Origin of the sequence: Pseudoxanthomonas sp. PXM02 (genome assembly GCF_014851805.1) — a bacterium.
In the GTDB taxonomy this organism is placed as follows: Bacteria; Pseudomonadota; Gammaproteobacteria; order Xanthomonadales; family Xanthomonadaceae; genus Pseudoxanthomonas_A.
Map to the genome: position 1 here is coordinate 660,436 of NZ_JACVAK010000001.1, position 18,746 is coordinate 679,181.

Annotated in this window: 19 protein-coding genes; 14 read left to right on the forward strand and 5 right to left on the reverse strand. The window is 67.5% G+C overall.

The features are described 5' to 3' along the window. Positions 1–50: 50 nt before the first annotated feature. Entirely contained in the window at positions 51–812 is a 762-nt protein-coding gene (locus IB225_RS03085; protein ID WP_192309644.1) for a Bax inhibitor-1/YccA family protein, read from the forward strand. Between the two features lie 61 nt (positions 813–873). Here IB225_RS03085 and IB225_RS03090 read toward each other — a convergent pair whose 3' ends face one another. The 5 genes from IB225_RS03090 to grxC form a co-directional block, all read right to left on the reverse strand. Next, a complete protein-coding gene (locus IB225_RS03090; RefSeq protein WP_192309646.1) occupies positions 874–2,196 on the reverse strand; it encodes a Na+/H+ antiporter NhaC family protein in 1,323 nt (440 codons plus the stop codon). A gap of 106 nt (positions 2,197–2,302) precedes the next feature. Next, positions 2,303–3,892: a hypothetical protein gene (locus tag IB225_RS03095; RefSeq protein ID WP_192309647.1), complete on the reverse strand. Its 1,590-nt coding sequence runs from the start codon at positions 3,890–3,892 to the stop codon at positions 2,303–2,305. Positions 3,893–3,977: 85 nt separating this feature from the next. After that, on the reverse strand, positions 3,978–4,985 hold the full coding sequence (locus IB225_RS03100) for an isocitrate dehydrogenase (protein ID WP_192309649.1): 1,008 nt from the start codon (positions 4,983–4,985) through the stop codon (positions 3,978–3,980). A 147-nt stretch (positions 4,986–5,132) separates the two neighbouring features. Next, positions 5,133–5,528: a carboxymuconolactone decarboxylase family protein gene (locus IB225_RS03105; RefSeq protein ID WP_192309651.1), complete on the reverse strand. Its 396-nt coding sequence runs from the start codon at positions 5,526–5,528 to the stop codon at positions 5,133–5,135. Continuing rightward, the gene (gene grxC / locus IB225_RS03110; protein ID WP_192309653.1) at positions 5,525–5,815 is read right to left on the reverse strand and encodes a glutaredoxin 3; all 291 of its coding nucleotides are present in this window, start codon (positions 5,813–5,815) and stop codon (positions 5,525–5,527) included. Before grxC ends, IB225_RS03105 begins: the two co-directional genes overlap by 4 nt. Before the next feature lie 187 nt (positions 5,816–6,002). Between grxC and IB225_RS03115 the strand changes: the two genes are divergently transcribed. The 13 genes from IB225_RS03115 (at position 6,003) to IB225_RS03175 (ending at position 18,746) form a co-directional block, all read left to right on the forward strand. Continuing rightward, positions 6,003–7,643, forward strand: coding sequence for a M48 family metalloprotease (locus tag IB225_RS03115; RefSeq protein WP_192309654.1), 1,641 nt, complete (start codon positions 6,003–6,005; stop codon positions 7,641–7,643). Positions 7,644–7,743: 100 nt separating this feature from the next. Then, the gene (phoB, locus tag IB225_RS03120) at positions 7,744–8,433 is read left to right on the forward strand and encodes a phosphate regulon transcriptional regulator PhoB (protein ID WP_192309656.1); all 690 of its coding nucleotides are present in this window, start codon (positions 7,744–7,746) and stop codon (positions 8,431–8,433) included. 64 nt (positions 8,434–8,497) lie between these two features. After that, positions 8,498–9,838 carry a phosphate regulon sensor histidine kinase PhoR gene (phoR, locus tag IB225_RS03125; protein WP_192309658.1) on the forward strand — a complete coding sequence of 447 codons (1,341 nt, stop codon included), beginning with the start codon at positions 8,498–8,500 and terminating at the stop codon, positions 9,836–9,838. Further along, positions 9,835–11,922, forward strand: coding sequence for a polyphosphate kinase 1 (gene ppk1, locus IB225_RS03130; protein WP_192309660.1), 2,088 nt, complete (start codon positions 9,835–9,837; stop codon positions 11,920–11,922). The genes phoR and ppk1 overlap by 4 nt, the downstream gene beginning before the upstream one ends. A gap of 92 nt (positions 11,923–12,014) precedes the next feature. Beyond that, positions 12,015–13,535, forward strand: coding sequence for an exopolyphosphatase (gene ppx / locus IB225_RS03135; RefSeq protein WP_192310835.1), 1,521 nt, complete (start codon positions 12,015–12,017; stop codon positions 13,533–13,535). 290 nt (positions 13,536–13,825) lie between these two features. Next, positions 13,826–15,082, forward strand: coding sequence for an EAL domain-containing protein (locus tag IB225_RS20610; RefSeq protein WP_192309662.1), 1,257 nt, complete (start codon positions 13,826–13,828; stop codon positions 15,080–15,082). A 51-nt stretch (positions 15,083–15,133) separates the two neighbouring features. Beyond that, positions 15,134–16,102, forward strand: a complete 969-nt coding sequence (locus IB225_RS03145; protein ID WP_192309664.1) for an aldo/keto reductase — start codon at positions 15,134–15,136, stop codon at positions 16,100–16,102. Beyond that, entirely contained in the window at positions 16,099–16,455 is a 357-nt protein-coding gene (locus IB225_RS03150) for a hypothetical protein (RefSeq protein ID WP_192309665.1), read from the forward strand. The genes IB225_RS03145 and IB225_RS03150 overlap by 4 nt, the downstream gene beginning before the upstream one ends. Positions 16,456–16,536: 81 nt before the next feature. Beyond that, positions 16,537–16,902 (forward strand): cupin domain-containing protein, encoded by a 366-nt coding sequence (locus tag IB225_RS03155; RefSeq protein WP_192309667.1) that lies wholly within the window; start codon positions 16,537–16,539, stop codon positions 16,900–16,902. 99 nt (positions 16,903–17,001) lie between these two features. Beyond that, positions 17,002–17,355: a hypothetical protein gene (locus IB225_RS03160; protein ID WP_192309669.1), complete on the forward strand. Its 354-nt coding sequence runs from the start codon at positions 17,002–17,004 to the stop codon at positions 17,353–17,355. 18 nt (positions 17,356–17,373) lie between these two features. Further along, the gene (locus tag IB225_RS03165) at positions 17,374–17,850 is read left to right on the forward strand and encodes a hypothetical protein (protein WP_192309671.1); all 477 of its coding nucleotides are present in this window, start codon (positions 17,374–17,376) and stop codon (positions 17,848–17,850) included. 13 nt (positions 17,851–17,863) lie between these two features. Beyond that, entirely contained in the window at positions 17,864–18,307 is a 444-nt protein-coding gene (locus tag IB225_RS03170; RefSeq protein ID WP_192309673.1) for a hypothetical protein, read from the forward strand. A gap of 31 nt (positions 18,308–18,338) precedes the next feature. Then, a complete protein-coding gene (locus tag IB225_RS03175) occupies positions 18,339–18,746 on the forward strand; it encodes a DUF4259 domain-containing protein (protein ID WP_192309674.1) in 408 nt (135 codons plus the stop codon).

The window sequence follows — 18,746 nt, forward strand, 5'->3', positions numbered from 1 at the left end:
ATGCTCTGGCACTGGGGACAGACGTCCGGCAACCACATGAGGGAACGAAGATGCGTAGCGGCAATCCGGCATTGAAGGAATCCACCTTCCTCGACCTTGGCAGTGGCGCGGTGGTCTCGCGCGACGGCGGGGCGATGACGCTCAACGGCACGATCAACAAGACCGGCATCCTGTTGCTGCTGACCGTGCTGACCGCGGCGTTCTCGTGGAACCAGGCACTCGGCCCGGACGGCCTGCCCGCCCCCGGCTTTGCGGTGTACATGTGGGGCGGCGCCATCGGCGGCCTGGTGCTGGCGCTGATCACTGTCTTCAAAAAGACTTGGTCGCCCGTCACCGCACCGTTGTATGCGCTGGTCGAAGGCTTCTTCCTGGGCGCGATCTCGGCGGTCTACAACGCGCAGTTCGGCGGCATCGTGATGCAGGCCGTGATGCTGACCTTCGGCATCCTGTTCGCGCTGCTGTTCGCCTATCGCAGTGGTCTGATCAAGGCCACGGAGAACTTCAAGCTGGGCGTCGTAGCCGCGACCGGCGGCATCGCGCTGGTTTATCTGGCGACCATCGCGCTGGGCTTCTTCGGCATCAAGATCCCGCTGATCCATGAGTCGGGTCTGATCGGCATCGGCTTCAGCCTGTTCGTCGTGGTCATCGCCTCGCTGAACCTGGTGCTGGATTTCGACTTCATCGAGACCGGCGTCGAACAGGGCGCACCGAAGTACATGGAGTGGTATGGCGCGTTCGGCCTGATGGTCACGCTGGTCTGGCTGTATCTGGAACTGCTGCGCCTGCTGTCCAAGCTGCAGTCGCGCGACTGATCCGCGACCAACGGCCGCATGCGAAACGGGGCGCCTGAGCGCCCCGTTTCTTTTTACTGCCTTACGAAGATGCTGGCGGCGGACTTGCGCCGCGTCGCGCCGGCCACAGCATGAACAACAGCGCGGAGAGCGCCAGCAGCCAGCAGTAGTGCACGCTCCCAGCCAGGGCCAGCGGCGAGACGGCCGCCAGCGAGGCGGCCAGGAGAATCTGTGCGCCGTAGGGCAGCACGCCCTGCACGACGCACGCGAAGATGTCGAGCACGCTCGCCGCGCGTCGCGGGCTGATGCCATGACGCTCTGCGATGTCCTTGGCCAGGCTGCCCGTGACCAGGATGGCGACCGTGTTGTTCGCGGTCAGCGCATCCGAGCCTGCGGCCAGCGCCGCGATGCTGATCTCACCGGAGCGCCGCCCCTTGTGGCCGCGCGCGAACCTGGCGATGACCTGTGCCAGCCAGTCCAGCCCGCCCGTCGCCTTGATCAACGCCGCCAGGCCGCCGATCAGGATCGACAGCAAGGTGATTTCCACCATGCTTTCGAAGCCGAGATAGATGTCACCCGCGAACGACACGATGTCGTAGTCCTGCGCCAACGCGAAGCCGAAAACACCCGAGATCACCAGTCCGACCCCCAGCACCAGCACCACGTCCAGCCCCGCCAGCGCCAGCGCCAGCACCAGGACATAGGGCAGCACCAGCCAAGCGGAGGCGGCTTCCGGTGCTTGCACCGGCGCGGCATCACCCAGCGTGGCGAGCAGGACGATGGTTAGGAGTGCGGCCGGCAGCGCGATCTTGAAGTTCTCGCGGAACTTGTCGCGCATCTCCGCGCCCTGGCTACGCGTGGCGGCGATGGTGGTATCGGAGATGATCGACAGGTTGTCGCCGAACATCGCGCCTCCGAGTACGGCGCCGACCACCAGCACCCGGTCAAGTCCCGCCGCATCCGCAACGCCCAGCGCAATGGGCACGACCGCGGCGACGGTGCCCATCGACGTACCGATCGACAGCGACACGAACGCGGCGACCAGAAACAGGCCCGGCAGGATCAGGCTGGGCGGCAGCGCACCGAGGCCCAGCGCCACCACGGCGTCCACTGCCCCGATCGCCTTGGACACGGTGGCGAACGCACCGGCCAACAGGAAGATCAGGCACATCAGCATGACGTTGCTGTCGCCCATCCCCTGCAGCAGGGTCTGCTGGGCCGGCACGCCACGCCGGCGCGCCAGCCAGACGCCGAGCGCGAGCGCGGGCAGGATCGCGACCGGCGCGCGCAGCTGGTAGAAGCCCATCGCCTCGCCCTGCGCGGTGTAGTACAGGCCGGCGCCGAAGAACAGCGCGAGGAACAGCAGTAGCGGAGTCAGTGCCAGGGCACTGGGGCGGACAGACATCGAGGTCACCTGCGGAAGCGGCCGGGGATTGTGCAGCGCAGGAAGCAGCCCACCAAGTCCGCGAGCGAAACGCAAGTCCTCAAAAAGGGAACGCTGCTGCCGAGCGCTACTGACTCGCGGGCCACCAGCGGCCGGACCAGACCCACAGCCGGTAGAGCCATGGCCACGACGGCGTGCGCGCGGGACGGAGAATGGGATCACTCGTCTGCGCGCGCACCGCGTCTTGTGGCTGGTGGGGTGCTGACAGCCGCGTGGGGACCACCGGCGCGGCGCGGCCAGGAATCAACGGCTGCGCCCCGTTCACACGGATCGGTCCGGTGTCTTCATCGCTGCCGACCTGCTCGAACGCGCCGATCGCAGGGCCAGCCGCGGGCTTCAGCCGGAGCAAGGCCGCTCCCACGGCCAGCTTGGTGCGCATCGGCGGATCGTAAGCCGGTCCGTCGGTCGGCGACGGATAAGGAAACGCCGGCGGCGCGGGTGGCGACGGGTGCGCCATCGCCAGCAAAGGACTGCCGCTGCGCGGACGCAGCCGGCGCTGGGCGATATCGGCCAGCATCGGATCGCTGCCCTGGTAGGTATTCGACCACTCCGAGGGCACGCGCTGCGCGCCGTTCTGCACCCAATTGTTGCTGCCCGCCACCTTGCGGCCACTGATCCACGGCTCGCGGCCCAGCGGCGCGCAGTAGGGCGTATCGACATCCGATGCCGGATTCTCGTACACGATCGACGGGCTGCTGCCGGACGCTGTCTGGTAGATGACGTTGTTGTGCATCTCCAGCGATTCCTGTCCGAGTTGCACCATCACCGCATTGGCCGCACCCGCCCGGTCGAAGACGATGGTGTTGTTCACCAGTCGTGCCCTGCCCTGGCTGCGTCCGTTGAGGTCACCGCCCACCCGGATCGCATTGCGCCAGCTCGCCGTGTGGACGATGACATTGCCCAGCACCTCGATGTCTTCGCGCTTCAGGTCCGGCGTCCAGGCGGCCTGCTGTGTCTCGCAGTCCGGACCGATCAGCTCCATCGCCTGGTAGACCGCGCCCTCGAACCAGTTGTAGTGGATCTGGCTGCGCTCGTGCCGGACCTTGAGCAGGTTGCCGCCGGTGCCGCTGTGCACGTAGTTGTGGCGCATCACGAACAGCGCGCCGGGATACGCCACCTCGTCCGACTGCATGTAGACCGAATGCCGCGTCGTTCCCGCGCCGGTGTTCGATATCTCGCTGTATTCCAGCGTGAAGGAACCCGAGTTCTGGTCGGCCCCGAGGATGCCGTGCGAAGGACAGGCCGTGATCAGCGCATCGCGCACGGTGACGTCATGTGCTTCGCTGAAGACACAGGTGCTGGTACCGCCGCGCACCTCGAAGCCTTCGAAGACCACATGGTTGGCGCGCTGGAACTTGATCGTGTGTTGTCCGCCCTGCAGGACCGGCCGGGTCGTACCGGCGGCGCGGTTCCAGCGGATCACCACCGGATTGCCCGGCGCGCCCCCATCGTTCTCGCCCACCACGATGCCGCCGCTGTAGGTGGCGTTGCCGTCGACTTCGACGATATCGCCGGGCGCCAGGTCCCGACTGGTGAAGACCTGCGAGAGCTGGGTGTACTGCCGGCCCGTCGGGCCCACGGTATAGGTGGCGGCCGACGCCAGCGGCGTGGCCAGGGCCAGGCAGACCAGCCAGGCGACCCGTGCGGATGAAGTCATGCATGCGCTCCACGGAAGTGGGCGCGATTCTCACACCGGCGCCCGCCGCGAAGGCGGGCGACCGGTCACAGCCTGCACATGCCGATCAGATGCGGCTGGCGATGGCCTGGGCGAACGACATCGTGGTGCCCGTGCCGCCCAGGTCCGGGGTCAGCGAATCCTTGGCTTCCAGCGTGGCGATGATCGCCGCGCGCAGGCGCTCGGCCTTCTCGGGCTGGCCCAGGTGGTCGAGCATCTGCGCCGCACCCAGCAGCAGCGCGCAGGGATTGGCGACGCCCTTGCCGGCGATGTCCGGCGCCGAGCCGTGCACCGCTTCGAAGATCGCCGCATCGGCACCGATGTTCGCACCCGGCGCCAGACCCAGGCCGCCGACCAGGCCGGCGCACAGGTCCGAAATGATGTCGCCGAACAGGTTGGTGGTCACGATGATGTCGAACTGCTCTGGACGCATCACCAGCTGCATGCAGGTGTTGTCCACGATCATCTCGTTGGTCTGGATGTCCGGGTACTGCGCGGCGACTTCGCGCGCCACCTTCAGGAACAGGCCCGAAGTGGTCTTCAGGATGTTCGCCTTGTGGACGATGGTGACCTTCTTGCGGCCGGTCTTGCGCGCCAGGTCGTAGGCGTAGCGCACGATGCGCTCGGAGCCCTTGCGGGTGATCTTCTGCGTCAACAGCGCGGTCTCGCCGTCTTCCGAGATCGACTGGCCTTCACCGATGTACGCGCCTTCGGTGTTCTCGCGCACGGTGATCAGGTCCACGCCGTCGGCGAAGCGCGACTTGGTGTTCGGGAACGACTTGGCCGGACGCACGTTGGCGTACAGGTCGAAGTGGCGGCGCAGCGCCACGTTGATCGAGCTGAAGCCCTCGCCGACCGGCGTGGTCAGCGGGCTCTTCAGCGCCACGCCGTTCTTGCGGATCGAGTCCAGCGTGGCCTGCGGCAGCAGGTCACCGTGCTTCTCCAGCGCCACCAGGCCCGCGTCCGCATCTTCGTAGGTCAGGCCGACCTTCATCGCGTCGAGCACATAAAGGGTGGCGTCCATGATCTCCGGGCCGATGCCGTCGCCGCGGATGACCGTAATCGTCTGGGTCATTGAGTGGGGTTTCCGAACAGGGGCGCGCGCCGGACAGGGCCACGGCGGGCGCGAAAAGGAAGATTTGTCCGCCAATTATGCCCGAACGGCTGGCATGTCCCCTAATCGACCATGGTCTGACCCGCCACCCGTGACGCGCCGCACGTGTCAGCCGTGGTCGTGCGCCGCCGGTGCGTCTGCCTGTCCGCCTTCCAGCTGGTCGAGGAAATCGACCGCGCGCCGCAGGTGCGGGATGACGATCGAACCGCCCACCACCAGCCCGACGGAGAACGTCTCGAAGAACTCGTCGCGGGTCACGCCAGCCTCCTTGCACTGGGCGACGTGGTAGCTGATGCAGTCGTCGCAACGCAGGACCATCGAGGCGACCAGTCCCAGCAGTTCCTTGGTCTTCACGTCCAGCGCGCCGGCCTGGTAGGTCTGCGTGTCCAGCGCGAAGAAGCGGCGGACGACCTGGTTGGGCTCGTCCAGGATGCGCTTGTTCATCCGCTGGCGGAATTCGGTGAAGGCCTTCACCCGGTCCTGGCTGTCGTCCTGCGCGCTCATGCGGCACCTCCGGCCAGCAGCGGTTCCAGCTTGCCGGCGCGATGCAGCGCGATCATGTCGTCGTAGCCCCCCACGTGGACGTCGCCCACGAAGATCTGCGGCACGCTGGTGCGCTTGGCCTTGGCGATCATCTTCTCGCGCTCGGCCGGGTCCAGGTCGATCCGCACTTCGGTCCAGGCCTGGCCCTTGCTCTTGAGGAAATTCTTGGCCGCCACGCAATACGGGCAGATGGCGGTGCTGTAGAGGGTGATCTCGGGCGCGGTGGTGCCCTGCGGGGTGTCGCTCAAGGGAGTTCTCCGGAACGAAAGGAACCGGCTGCTGTAGCAGCCAATATCGGGGGAAACGGGTCGACTTCCAGCGGACCGGGTGGAACAGTGCGGACCGGCACCGGTCCGGTTAACCACGTATTCACTCGCCCGGATCGACGACCGGTCATCCTGATCAAGACGCCCATTATCCGCCACGGAGCTCCGTTTGCGTCCTTTGCTGCTCGCCACCGTCCTGACCCTGACCCTTGCGGCACCGCTGGCGTCCTCGCAGGAAAGCCGTTTGCCGGACATCGGTTCCTCCGCGGGCGAACTGCTCACACCGGCCCGCCAGGCGCAGTACGGCGGGATGATGCTGCGCGAGCTGCGCAACTACGGCTACCTGCTGGAGGACCCGCTGGTCACCGACTGGCTGCAGAGCGTCGGCGGCCGCCTGGGCGCGGACAGCGACAACCCGCAACAGTCCTACACCTTCTTCATGATGCGCGACCGCCAGATCAATGCGTTCGCCACGCTGGGCGGCTACATCGGCATGAATGCCGGCCTGGTGCTGACCGCCGACCGCGAGGACGAAGTCGCCGCCGTGCTCTCGCACGAAATCGCCCACGTCACCCAGCAGCACGTCCTACGCGGCGTCGAGCGCGCACAGCGCGACCAGATCCCGATCCTGCTCGGCATGCTGGGCGCCATCGTGCTGGCGCAGGCCGCTGGCGGCAGTTCCAGCGGCGACGCCTCGCAGGCCGCCATCGCCTCGGCGATGGGCCTGATGCAGCAGCGCCAGATCGACTACACCCGCTCCAACGAATCCGAAGCCGACCGCGTCGGCATCCGCACGCTGTCGCGCGCGGGCTACGACATTGACGCGATGGCCGGCTTCTTCGCCAAGCTGCAGCAGGCCACCCGCGTCGCGCGCGGCAGCGGGCGCGAGTCGGTGCCCGACTACCTGCAGACCCACCCGGTCACCACCACCCGTATCAGCGAGGCGCGCCAGCGCGCCGACCAGATGCGGGGCAACCAGGTCACCGCCATCTCCAGCGTGCCCGGCGGCGAGCGCATCGAGCGCTTCGACCGCACCGGCATCACGCTGCCGGAGACGCGCAGCGACAATCCCCTGCTCCCCGTCCCGGTCACCCTGCCCTCGCAGGTCTTCCACCAGGGCGACAGTGGCCAGTTCGACTGGGCCCGCGAGCGCCTGCGTGCGCTCAGCGCGAGCACGCCGTCCGCCGCCGTCCGCGAATACGAGACCCTGCGCCGCCAGGCCGGCAAACCGCTGACCGGCCCGCAGCGCTACGGCCTGGCCGTGGCGCACCTGCAGGGCGGGGATATCCGCACCGCCCTGACCGAACTCGAGCGCCTGGCCGACGAACACGACGACAACCTGTGGATCGCCCTGTCGCTGGGCGAGGCCGAATCGCGCACCGGCAACGCCGCGGCAGCCAACCGTCGCTTCGACGCCCTGATGCAGCGCTACCCGCAGAACCGGCCGGTGGCCCTGACCTACGCGAAAGTGTTGAACGAACAGGGCGGCCGCGAGGCCGGCCTGCGCGCGCAGGCCGTACTGCGCCCGCTGATGGCCCGCGCCGGCGACGACCCGGTGTTCCAGCAGCAGTTCGCCCGGGCCAATGAACTGGCGGGCGACGTGGCCCGTGCCGGCGAGGCCTATGCCGAGGCCGCCTACCTGAACGGGCGGCCGGAGCAGGCGCTGATCCAGCTGCAGAATCTCAAGAAGCAGAGCGACCTGGATTTCTACGCCCGCGCCCGGGTCGACGCCCGCATCGCCGCCATCACGCCGGAAGTGCTGGAACTGCGCCGCCAGGGCATACGCGACCCGGACGTGGAGCGCCGCTGACCGGCGATCGGACCACCTGCATGACAGCCCGGCGGGATGTCATGTAACCGTCATAAAATTGTCGTCTACTGACACGGTCCCCCTCGCACCCGGATCCTGCGTGCAGAAGCACATCCTGATCGTCGACGACGAACCCGCCATCCGCGACATGGTGGCGTTCGCCCTGCGCAAGGGCGAGTACGAACCGGTCCATGCCGGTGACGCCCGCGAAGCCCAGAACGCCATCGCCGACCGCGTCCCCGATCTGATCCTGCTGGACTGGATGCTGCCCGGCACCAGCGGCCTGGAACTGGCCCGCCGCTGGCGCAAGGACGCCATGACCCGCGACGTGCCCATCATCATGCTCACCGCCCGTGGCGAGGAGAACGACCGGGTCGGCGGTCTCGAGGCCGGCGTCGACGACTACGTGGTCAAGCCGTTCTCGGCCCGCGAGCTGCTGGCCCGCATCCGCGCCGTCATGCGCCGCTCGCGCGACGACGACGAGGACGGCAGCGTCGCCGTGGGCAACCTGCGCATCGACGGCGCCGCCCATCGCGTGTTCGCCGGTGATACGCCGGTCGCCATCGGCCCCACCGAGTACCGCCTGCTGCACTTCTTCATGACGCACCCAGAGCGTGTCTACTCGCGCACGCAACTGCTCGACCACGTCTGGGGCGGCAGCGTCTACGTGGAAGAACGGACGGTCGACGTGCATATCCGTCGCCTGCGTAAGACGCTGGAACCGCATGGCCTGGAGAACATGGTGCAGACCGTGCGCGGCTCGGGCTACCGCTTCTCGGCCGCGATGTGACCCGGCGGGCGACGCCCTGGCGTCGCCTGCGCGGGCTGTCACAGACATCTGACACAATCGGTCCATGCCCCACGACATCCGTTCCGCCTGGTTCAAGACGCTCGGCCAGCTGGCACTGATCCTGGCGCTGGCGGTCGTGGTCGGCCTGCTGCTGGGCCAGGTCTGGCCGGTCGTCACCGTCGCCGCACTCGGCGTGGTGGTCTGGCACTACTGGCGCCTGCGCAAGGTGCTGCTGCGCCTGACCGCGCGCCAGCGGCTGGAGCCCGCCCAGGGCAAGGGCGTCTGGAACGAACTCGACCGCCTGCTGTTCCGCGGCCAGGCCGAAATGCGCACCCGCAAGCGTCGCCTGCTCGACATGCTGCGCGCCTACCGCGCCGCCGCCGCCGCCCTGCCCGACGGCGTGGTAGTGGTGGAGCGCAACAGCCAGCGGGTTCAATGGTTCAACAAGGCCGCCAGCAGCCTGCTGGGCCTGCAGTACCCCACCGACATCGGTGCGCCCGTGGGGGATCGCCTGCAGCCGCTGCCGATGTCGCACTGGCTGGCCGCCGGCCGCAACGCCGAACCGATGCTGGACGCCGCCTCGCCGGTGGACCCGCACCTGCGCCTCAACCTGAGGCTGATCCCCTACTCCGACGAGTACTGGCTGCTGGTCGCCCGCGATGTCAGCAAGATGCTGCGGCTGGAACAGATGCGCCGCGACTTCGTCGCCAACGTGTCGCATGAACTGCGCACGCCGCTGACCGTGGTGCACGGCTACCTCGACATGCTGGAGCCCACCGAGTATCCGGACTGGGCGCCGATGCTGGCCGAAATGCAGAAGCAGTCGCAGCGCATGACGCAGCTGGTCGAAGACCTGCTGACGCTCTCGCGCCTGGAAGCGCAGGACAGCCTGCCCGACGAGAACGTGGCGATGGCACCGATGCTGGCCACGCTGCGCCGCGAAGCCGAAGCGCTCAGCCAGCGCCGCCACACGATCGTGGTGCAGGACGAGACGAACCTGGACCTGTCCGGCTCCAACAAGGAACTGCACAGCGCGTTCTCCAACCTGGTCAGCAACGCAGTGCGCTACACGCCGGTCGGCGGCACGATCACTGTCCGCTTCGCCCGCGAAGGCGACGGTGCGGTACTCAGCGTGCGCGACACCGGCTACGGCATCCCCACCTCGCACCTGCCGCGCATCACCGAGCGCTTCTACCGCGTGTCCACCAGTCGCTCGCGCGAAAGCGGCGGCACCGGCCTGGGCCTGTCGATCGTCAAACATGTGTTGAACCTGCACCAGGCGCGCCTCGAGATCGAAAGCGAGGTCGGCCAGGGCAGCGTGTTTTCCATCCATTTCGGTGCCGAGCGGGTCGAGCCACGCCTCGACGCCATGACGCCCCTCACTACGGACAGCCAGACCGCATGAACGCCGCCCTGGACACGACGCCCGCCCCTGCCACCGGCGAAGACGCACTGCGCGATCCGTCGCTCTACCTCAATCGCGAGCTGTCCCAGCTGGATTTCAACTTCCGCGTGCTGGCGCAGGCGCAGGATCCCTCGGTGCCGCTGCTGGAGCGCCTGCGCTTCCTGTGCATCTCCTGCACCAACCTGGACGAGTTCTTCGAGATCCGCGCCGCCACCGTGCGCCATGCGCTGGACTTCGGCCTGCCGCCCGGCGCGGATGGCATGAGCCCGGCCACGGTGCTCAACAAGATCCACGACCGCGCCGCCGAACTGGTCGACGCGCAGTACAAGTGCTGGAACGACGTGCTCCGTCCCGGCCTGGCCGAGGCCGGCGTGCGCGTGTTCGGCCGCGACAGCTGGAATGCGCGGCAGACGCGCTGGCTGCGCGCCTACTTCCGCAACGAGATCATGCCGGTGCTGTCGCCGCTGGGCCTGGACCCGGCGCACCCGTTCCCGAAGATCCTCAACAAGTCGCTCAACATCGTCGTGGTGCTGAAGGGCAAGGATGCGTTCGGCCGCGCCGGTCACCTGGCCATCGTGCGCGCCCCGCGCTCGCTGCCGCGCATCATCCACCTGCCGCAGCGCGTGTCCGGTGGCGAGAACGACTTCGTCCTGCTGTCGTCGGTGCTGTCGGTGTTCGTGGACGAACTGTTCCCCGGCATGGAAGTGAAGGGCTCGTACCAGTTCCGCGTGACCCGCAATTCCGAGGTCGTCGTCGACGAAGAGGAAGTGGAAAACCTGGCGCTGGCCCTGCGCGACGAGCTGGTCGGCCGCGGTTATCGCCCAGCCGTGCGTCTCGAGATCGCCCACGACTGCCCCAAGCCGATCGTGCGCCAGCTGCTGCAGAACTTCGCGCTGCCCGACAACGCGGTGTATCCCATCAACGGGCCGGTCAACCTCAACCGCGTGATCCAGGTCTACGACCTGGTCCAGCGCCCCGAGCTGAAGTACCCCGCGTTCACGCCGCGCACCCTGCGCGACAGCGATGCGATCTTCGAGAAGGTGGCCGACGACGACGTCCTGCTGCACCACCCCTTCGATTCGTTCGCCGCGGTGCATGAACTGATCAAGCAGGCCGCCGTCGATCCCGACGTGCTGGCGATCAAGCAGACCCTGTACCGCACCGGCAAGGACTCGGCGATCGTCGAGGCGCTGGTGCAGGCCGCGCGCAACGGCAAGGACGTCACAGTGGTGGTGGAACTGCGCGCGCGCTTCGACGAGGACGCCAACCTCGGCGTCGCCGACCGCCTGCAGGAAGCCGGCGCGCAGGTCGTGTACGGCGTGGTGGGTTACAAGACCCACGCCAAGATGCTGCTGATCGTGCGCCGCGAGGGCCGCAAGCTGCGCCGCTACGTGCACCTGGGCACCGGCAACTACCACAGCGGCACCGCGCGCGCGTACACCGACATCGGCCTGATCACCGCCGATCCCGACATCGGCAACGACGTGCACCTGCTGTTCCAGCAGTTGTCCGGCCTGGCGCCGACGACCAAGCTCAAGCGCCTGCTGCAGTCGCCCTTCACCCTGCACCCCGGCCTGATCAAGAAGATCGAGCGCGAGGCCAAGCTGGCCAGGGCCGGCAAGCCGGCGCGCATCATCGTCAAGGTCAATGCCATCAACGAGGCACGCATCGTCCGTGCGCTGTACGCCGCCTCGCAGGCTGGCGTGCAGATCGACCTGATCGTGCGCGGCGCCTGTGCGGTGCGCCCCGGCGTGCCGGGCATCTCGGACAACATCCGCGTGCGCTCGATCGTCGGACGCTTCCTCGAGCACAGCCGCCTCTACTGGTTCGGCAACGACGGCGCGCCGGAACTGTACTGCGCGTCCGCCGACTGGCTGGAGCGCAACCTGCTGCACCGCGTGGAGACCTGCTTTCCGATCCTCGACAAGGAGCTGGCCGCGCGCGTGTTCAAGGAAGGCCTGCAGAACTACCTGGACGACAACTGCAACGCCTGGGAACTGCAGGCGGACGGTACCTACGTCAAGCTGACGCCGGGCGACGAAGCGCCGCACTCCGCGCAGGGCACGCTGCTGGCCAAGGTGTGATGCGACTTATGGACGCACCCCGCGATGGCATGCCGTGCCATCGCGTTGACGCATTGCGCACCGCCATTGGCTAAACTGATCGCATGGTGCCCCTGACCTCCCCCACCTCCCCGCCGCTCCAGGACGGGGACCTGTTGGCCGCGATCGACCTGGGCTCCAACAGTTTCCACATGATCGTCGCGCGCTCCCTGCTCGGGCAGCTGCGCGTGGTCGACCGCCTGCGCGAAACCGTCCGCATGGCCGACGGCCTGGACAGCAAGGGCGGCCTGTCCGCCGCCGCACGGCAGCGTGCGCTGGACTGCCTGTCGCGGTTCGGGCAACGCATCCGCGACATTCCCTCCACGCGCGTGCGCGCGCTCGCCACCAATACCGTGCGCCAGCTCCGCGACCCGCAGGAATTCCTGTCGGCGGCGGAAGCCGCGCTGGGCAAGCCGATCGAAGTCGTGTCCGGCCGCGAAGAAGCGCGCCTGATCTACCTCGGCGTGGCGCACGCGCAACCGCCGAAATCCAGCCAGCGCCGTCTGGTCATCGACATCGGCGGCGGCTCGACCGAATTCATCATCGGCCGCGGCTTCGAGACGCTGGAGCGCGAAAGCCTGCAGGCCGGCTGCATCGCCAGCACGCGCCGCTTCTTCCCCGGCGGCAAGCTCTCGCGCAAGCGCTGGAAGGAAGCCCTGACCGAGATCGGTGCCGAGTTCCAACAGTTCGCCGGCCTGTACCGCAACCTCGGCTGGCAGGAAGCCATCGGTTCATCGGGTACCAACAAGGCCATCGGCGAGATCTGCGCCGCGATGAAGCTGACCAAGGGCGCGGTGACGGCCGAAGCGCTGCCGCAGGTCCGCGAGAAACTGCTGCAGGCCGACCGCATCGAGGACATCGAACTGCCCGGCCTGTCCAACGACCGTCGCCCGATCATCGCCGGCGGCGTGCTGGTGCTGGAAGCGGCGTTCGAGGCACTGGGCCTGCAACGCCTGATGGTCAGCAAGGCGGCGATGCGCGAAGGCATCCTGTTCGACATGCTCGGCCGCGGCAGCGAGAACGATCCGCGCGACCTGTCCACTGCGGCGCTGATGCAGCGCTACGGCATCGACGAGTTCCAGGCCGCGCGCGTGGAAGCCACCGCGATGCGCCTGTTCGAGCAGGTGGAGGACAGCTGGGGCCTGGACGACGACGACGCCCGCATGCTCGGCTGGGCCGCGCGCCTGCACGAGATCGGCCTGGTCATCGCACACAGCCAGTACCACGTGCACGGCGCCTACCTGCTGGAGCACTCTGACATCGAAGGCTTCTCGCGACAGGAGCAGCAGGTGCTGTCCGCGCTGGTGCGCACGCATCGTCGCGGCGTGCCGAAGAATGCCTTCGACGCCCTGCCCGACCGTCTGCTGCTGGCGGCCAAGCGCAAGGCGGCACTGTTGCGTCTCGCGGTGCTGCTGCATCGCTCGCACGACGCCGAAGCCATCCCGCGCCTGGACGCGACCGCCAGCGGCGAACGCCTGGACCTGGTGGTCAGCAAGAAGTGGATCGACTCGCGCCCCTTGCTGCGCTCCGACCTGGTCGGCGAACCCGAAGACATGCAAGGTCTAGGCGTGGCGTTCAAGCCGTTCGTGGCGTAGCGAACGCGGGACGTCAGCACTACTAACGTCGATCGTCACGGCGCACAGCCATCGACAGTATTTTCTGCAGGACCGCTTCACGCCGCGGCGACTTGCGGACCGTCATCGTCGATCCATGCTGCGTCCGACGGATGCCCTCAATTGTGACTTGAGGTTACACTCGGTCCAGCCACGGGCCCGCGGCGTGATCCACACCCACCGCCCCACGCCATCCTTCCTGTTCGCACTTGCGACGGGAGCGGGCCCCGTCGCTGACTATTCGTCGCGTACCTGCCTTCAGGAGGAAGCCCGTGATCGACAGTAGGAGTCCGGAACACGCATTGACCGATGCCTGGCTGGAAGGCGGGCCAGGCGCCGTGGCAATTGCACGCAACGTGGATCGGCTGCTCGATGCGGTGCGCCGCCACCTCGACATGGACGTGGCCTTCGTCAGCGAATTCCATGGCAGCCATCGCGTCTTCCGCCATGTCGTCACCCGGCTCGACCGTGCCCCCATCCGCCCCGGCGATTCCAGCCCGCTCGACGAGGGCTACTGCATGCGCGTGGTCGAGGGCAGCATCCCGCAGCTGATTCCCGACACGGCCGCCGTCCCCGTGCTGGAGCGCATCCCGGAAACCCAACTCGTCCCGATCGGTTCACACCTCAGCGTGCCCATCCAGCTGCGCGATGGCCGCGTTTACGGCACGTTCTGCTGCTTCAGCCTGGCGGCCAATCTGTCGCTGGGCCAGCGCGACCTGCACATGATGCGGGCCTTCGCCGACCTGCTGGCCTACCAGATCGACGGCGACCTCGATGCCGTGCAGGAACACGAGGAAAAGGTCGCCCGCATCACCTCGGTGCTGGAACTGGGCCAGCCGCACATGGTGTACCAGCCCATCTACCGCAGCAGCGAGCGCCGCATCGTCGGCGTGGAATGCCTGTCGCGCTTCGACCTGGAACCCCGCCGCACGCCGGACGTCTGGTTCGCCGAAGCGCGCGAGATCGGCCTGGGCGTGCGCCTGGAACTCAACGCCATCCTGTCGGCGCTGGATGGCCTGCGCGAGGTGAGCGGCGATTTCTATGTCGCGCTGAACGTCTCGCCGCAGACCATCATCAGTGGCGGCATCGAAGGCTACATCGACGACCTGGACCCGCACCGCGTGGTGCTGGAGATCACCGAACACTCGCTGGTCGACGACTACGGCCTGCTCAACGAACGGCTGGTGCCGCTGCGCGAGGCCGGCATCCGCATCGCCGTGGATGACGCCGGTGCCGGCTACGCCAGCATGCGGCACGTACTGGCCATCCATCCGGACATCATCAAGCTGGACCTCAGCCTCACTCGCGACATCGACAGCGATTCCCCGCGACGCGCACTGGCCGCCGCGCTGATCGAGTTCGCCCGCCAGACCCAGTCGCACGTGGTGGCCGAGGGCGTGGAGACGGCCTCCGAACTAGAAGCGCTGCAGGCCCTGGGTGTGGACGACGTGCAGGGTTACCACCTTGCGCGTCCGCTGGAAGTCGCGGCACTGGCGCAGAAGCTGCGCGACGAGCGTCAGCGCAACTGAGGCGCGCCGACGCTCTGGCATGATGCCGTCCTCACCTTTCGCGACGCCACGATGAAGACCTATCTCCTCGCCGACGGCCTGCCGGCCTCCCGCATCGCCTATGGCTGCATGCAGCTGAGCCGCGCCTGGGATGCCACGCCTGTCACCGCCGACGAGCGTCGCCACGCACAGCGGCTGGTGGAAACCGCGCTCGCCCACGGCATCACCCTGTTCGACCACGCCGACATATACGCGCGCGGCAAGTCGGAACATATCTTCGGCGACGTGCTACGCGCCTCGCCCGACCTGCGCGACCGCATGGTGCTGCAGTCCAAGTGCGGCATCCGCTTCGCCGATGATCCGCCCGGCACCCCGGGCCGCTACGACTTCAGCCATGCGCACATCGTCGCCTCGGTCGAGGGCAGCCTGTCGCGGCTGGGCGTGGACCACCTGGATGTGCTGTTGCTGCACCGTCCGGATGCGCTGGTGGAACCGGAGGAGGTCGCCCGCGCGTTCGACGACCTGCATGCCGCCGGCAAGGTGCGCCATGTCGGCGTCAGCAACCACACGGCCGGGCAGATCGAGCTGCTGCGGCGTTACGTGCGGCAGCCGCTGGTCGCCAACCAGGTGGAAGTCAGCCTGCTGCATGCGTCCCTGATCGACGACGGCGTGGTCGCCAACACCACCGGGCACGTCTACGCCTCGGCCGCAGGCACGCTGGACTACTGCCGCCTGCACGACATCCGCGTGCAGGCGTGGTCGCCGCTGGCCGGCGGCAAGCTGGCCACCACCTCGGAGTTCGCCGACCCGGTGGTCCGCGGCACCTCCACGCTGCTGCGCCAACTGGCGGAAGAGAAAGGCGTCACGCCGGAAGCCATCCAGCTCGCGTGGCTGCTGCGCCATCCCGCCGGCATCCAGCCCATCGTCGGCACCACCGATCCGGTCAGGCTCGCCGCCTGCTGTGCAGCGGACGACGTCATGCTGAGCCGGGAGGAGTGGTATGCGTTGTTCACGGCGGCGCGCGGTGGACGGGTGCCTTGAAGAAGAGGCATGTCCCCAACCGGATCGACAGGCACGACAGGATCACCCTGATTGTCTCGGCCACACTGCTGTTCGCGTATGGCACGTTCTGCTGGGTGTCCAACCACTTCTTCCTGCCGGCCTATTTCCACCGCGGCGGCCGGTTGAAGGGCATCCATCTGTACGAAAGCGCCGCCTGGTTCATGTACGGCGCGGTCATCTGCGCCTGTCTGATCATGGCGTCCGTGGTCGTGGACCATTACGACGAGCGCCCCAACGAGCGCAGCTACAAGCGGTTCGCCAAGGTCGCGATGTACGCCGGGTTCTCCTTCTTCCTCCTGTCGGTCTTCGCCTGGCTGACGGGCGGCGCATGATCCCTTGACCTGCCATCTCTGGCGGGCGGTCACCGCTGCATACTTGCCTGCCGATACCCCCGGCCTCACGACGGAATGCCCATGTCCGACACCGCCATCAACCTGAGCGACAAGCTGAGCCGCTTCTCGGACCACTGGTCGCCGCGCGTGGTCGCCGAGATGAACGACTACCAGTTCAAGCTCGCCAAGATCCAGGGCGAATTCGTCTGGCATGCGCATGCGGACACCGATGAAGTCTTCATCGTCCTCGCCGGCGAGATGACGCTCGAGTTCCGCGACAAGGCCGTGCCGCTCGCCACCGGCGAGATGTATGTCGTCCCGAAGGGAGTCGAGCACCGGCCCGTGGCGGTCGACGAGTGCAGCATCATGCTGGTGGAGCCGCGCGGCGTGGTGAATACCGGTGATGCCGGTGGCGCCTATACCGCCCGGAACGATGTGTGGGTGTGACCACAAAAGACGCATCGCGGTCCTCGATTCCACTGGCGTGCGATGCCTCCACCGGCTTGGCACTTGCCCTTCCCCGTCCCACCCACTCTGGAACCTTCCATGGCGCTTTTCGACGTACTTGAGCGGATCAGACGACGTCCCGACATGCATCTGCAGCCTGCGGGCTTCGCCACGCTGCGCGCCTTCATCGACGGGTACGAGTCGGCGCTGATGGAACATGGGACCGTCGATGGCCAGCACACGACGTTCCTCATGCAATTTTCGGATTTCGTGCGCACGTCGACCGGACACGAGGACGAGCGGACTTCGCTGACCACCCCCGACGGCGTCTTCGATATCGGACAACTCCACTGGCAGGCGGCGATCACCCGCACCGAGCCGGACGACGGCAAGGCCATGCTGCTGTTCTTCGACCTGCTCGACCGCTTCAAGGCCTCCCACGGCCTACGCTGATCCCCGGAGAACAACGCCATGCGCCGCGTGCTGCTGACCCTGCTGACCTTCCTTGCTTTGCTTCCGGTCACCGCGCTGGCCGGCTTTCCGTTCGAGGCCACGCTGGACGAGATGGCGGTCGGCGCCGACCACATCCTTGTCGGCCGGGTCACCGGCGTCGACATGATCGACGGCGCGGGCAAGCCGATCACCGATCCCAAGGCACGCACGGGGCCGGGCTTGCGCAACCAGATCAGGCTGCGCGTCACGGTCGACCAGGTGCTCGTGTCCAATGCTCAGCCCGTCCCGAAGCAGCTGTTCGTTCCACTGGCCTCGCATCTGCATTACGCGCTGGGCCAGATCCAGGAGGCGCACGCGCAGGACTCCGAACAACGCCTTGTCTTCCTGAAGGGACCGGGCTTCGACGGCATCAAGCCAGGCGTCTTCATGCGCCCCATGGAAGACAAGCCGGAAGCCCTCCGGCTTCGCCAGGCCGCCAGACGCATGCACGACTGACGCGATGTCCGCCATGACGCCCGACCTGAAACAGGCCAGACGCCGACACTCCAGAATCACGTGGTTCTTGCTGATCGTGCTGGCCCTCGCGACCTACCCCGGCTTCGTACTGGCCTACACCTGGTCCCACGTCCTGCAGAGCCCGCTGCCCGGCGGCCGTCACGGCCCACTGGATGCGTACCGGCACACGCTCGCCAGCGCGGTCGTGGCCTACACGCTCGATGCCCGCGCCATCCGATGGGTCAACAACGTGATGGAGCGGCGCGGCAAGCGGTCCAATGCCATGGACATCCACAACAATCTGATCGGTGCTTCGATCGGCTCGCAGGCGACGCGGTTCTCGGACATCGAGCCGGCGGTGACGCGTCGCATCGCGACAGGCACCATCAACGCCACGGCGCCGGACCAGATCACCTGGTTGCCGGAGCCGCAATGGCAGGAAGGATCTCTGCGGTAACGCACACCACCATCACACGAGGTCACACTACATGGGCACCTGGGGCATCGGTTCGTTCGAGAACGACGACGCGGCGGATTTCATGATCGACCTGCTGGACAGCGGCGACCTGTCGCTGGTCCGCGAAGTGCTGGACAACGTGCTGACCTCGACCGAGTACGTGGAAGCGCCCGACGCCACGCTGGCCATCGTGGCCGCGGAGATCGTGGCGGCCGCGCGCGGGCGGCCGACGCCTGCAGCCACGCAGGAGGAAGGACTGGCCGACTGGCTGGCGCGCGTCCGGCCCACCATCGACGCCGACCTGGCCGCGCAGGCGCGGGATGCGCTGACCCGCATCCTGGCCGACAACTCGGAACTGCGCGAACTGTGGGAAGAGACCGATGACCTGCACGACTGGCAGGCTGTCGTGGCCGAACTGCGTGGCCACCTCGCCCCCTGA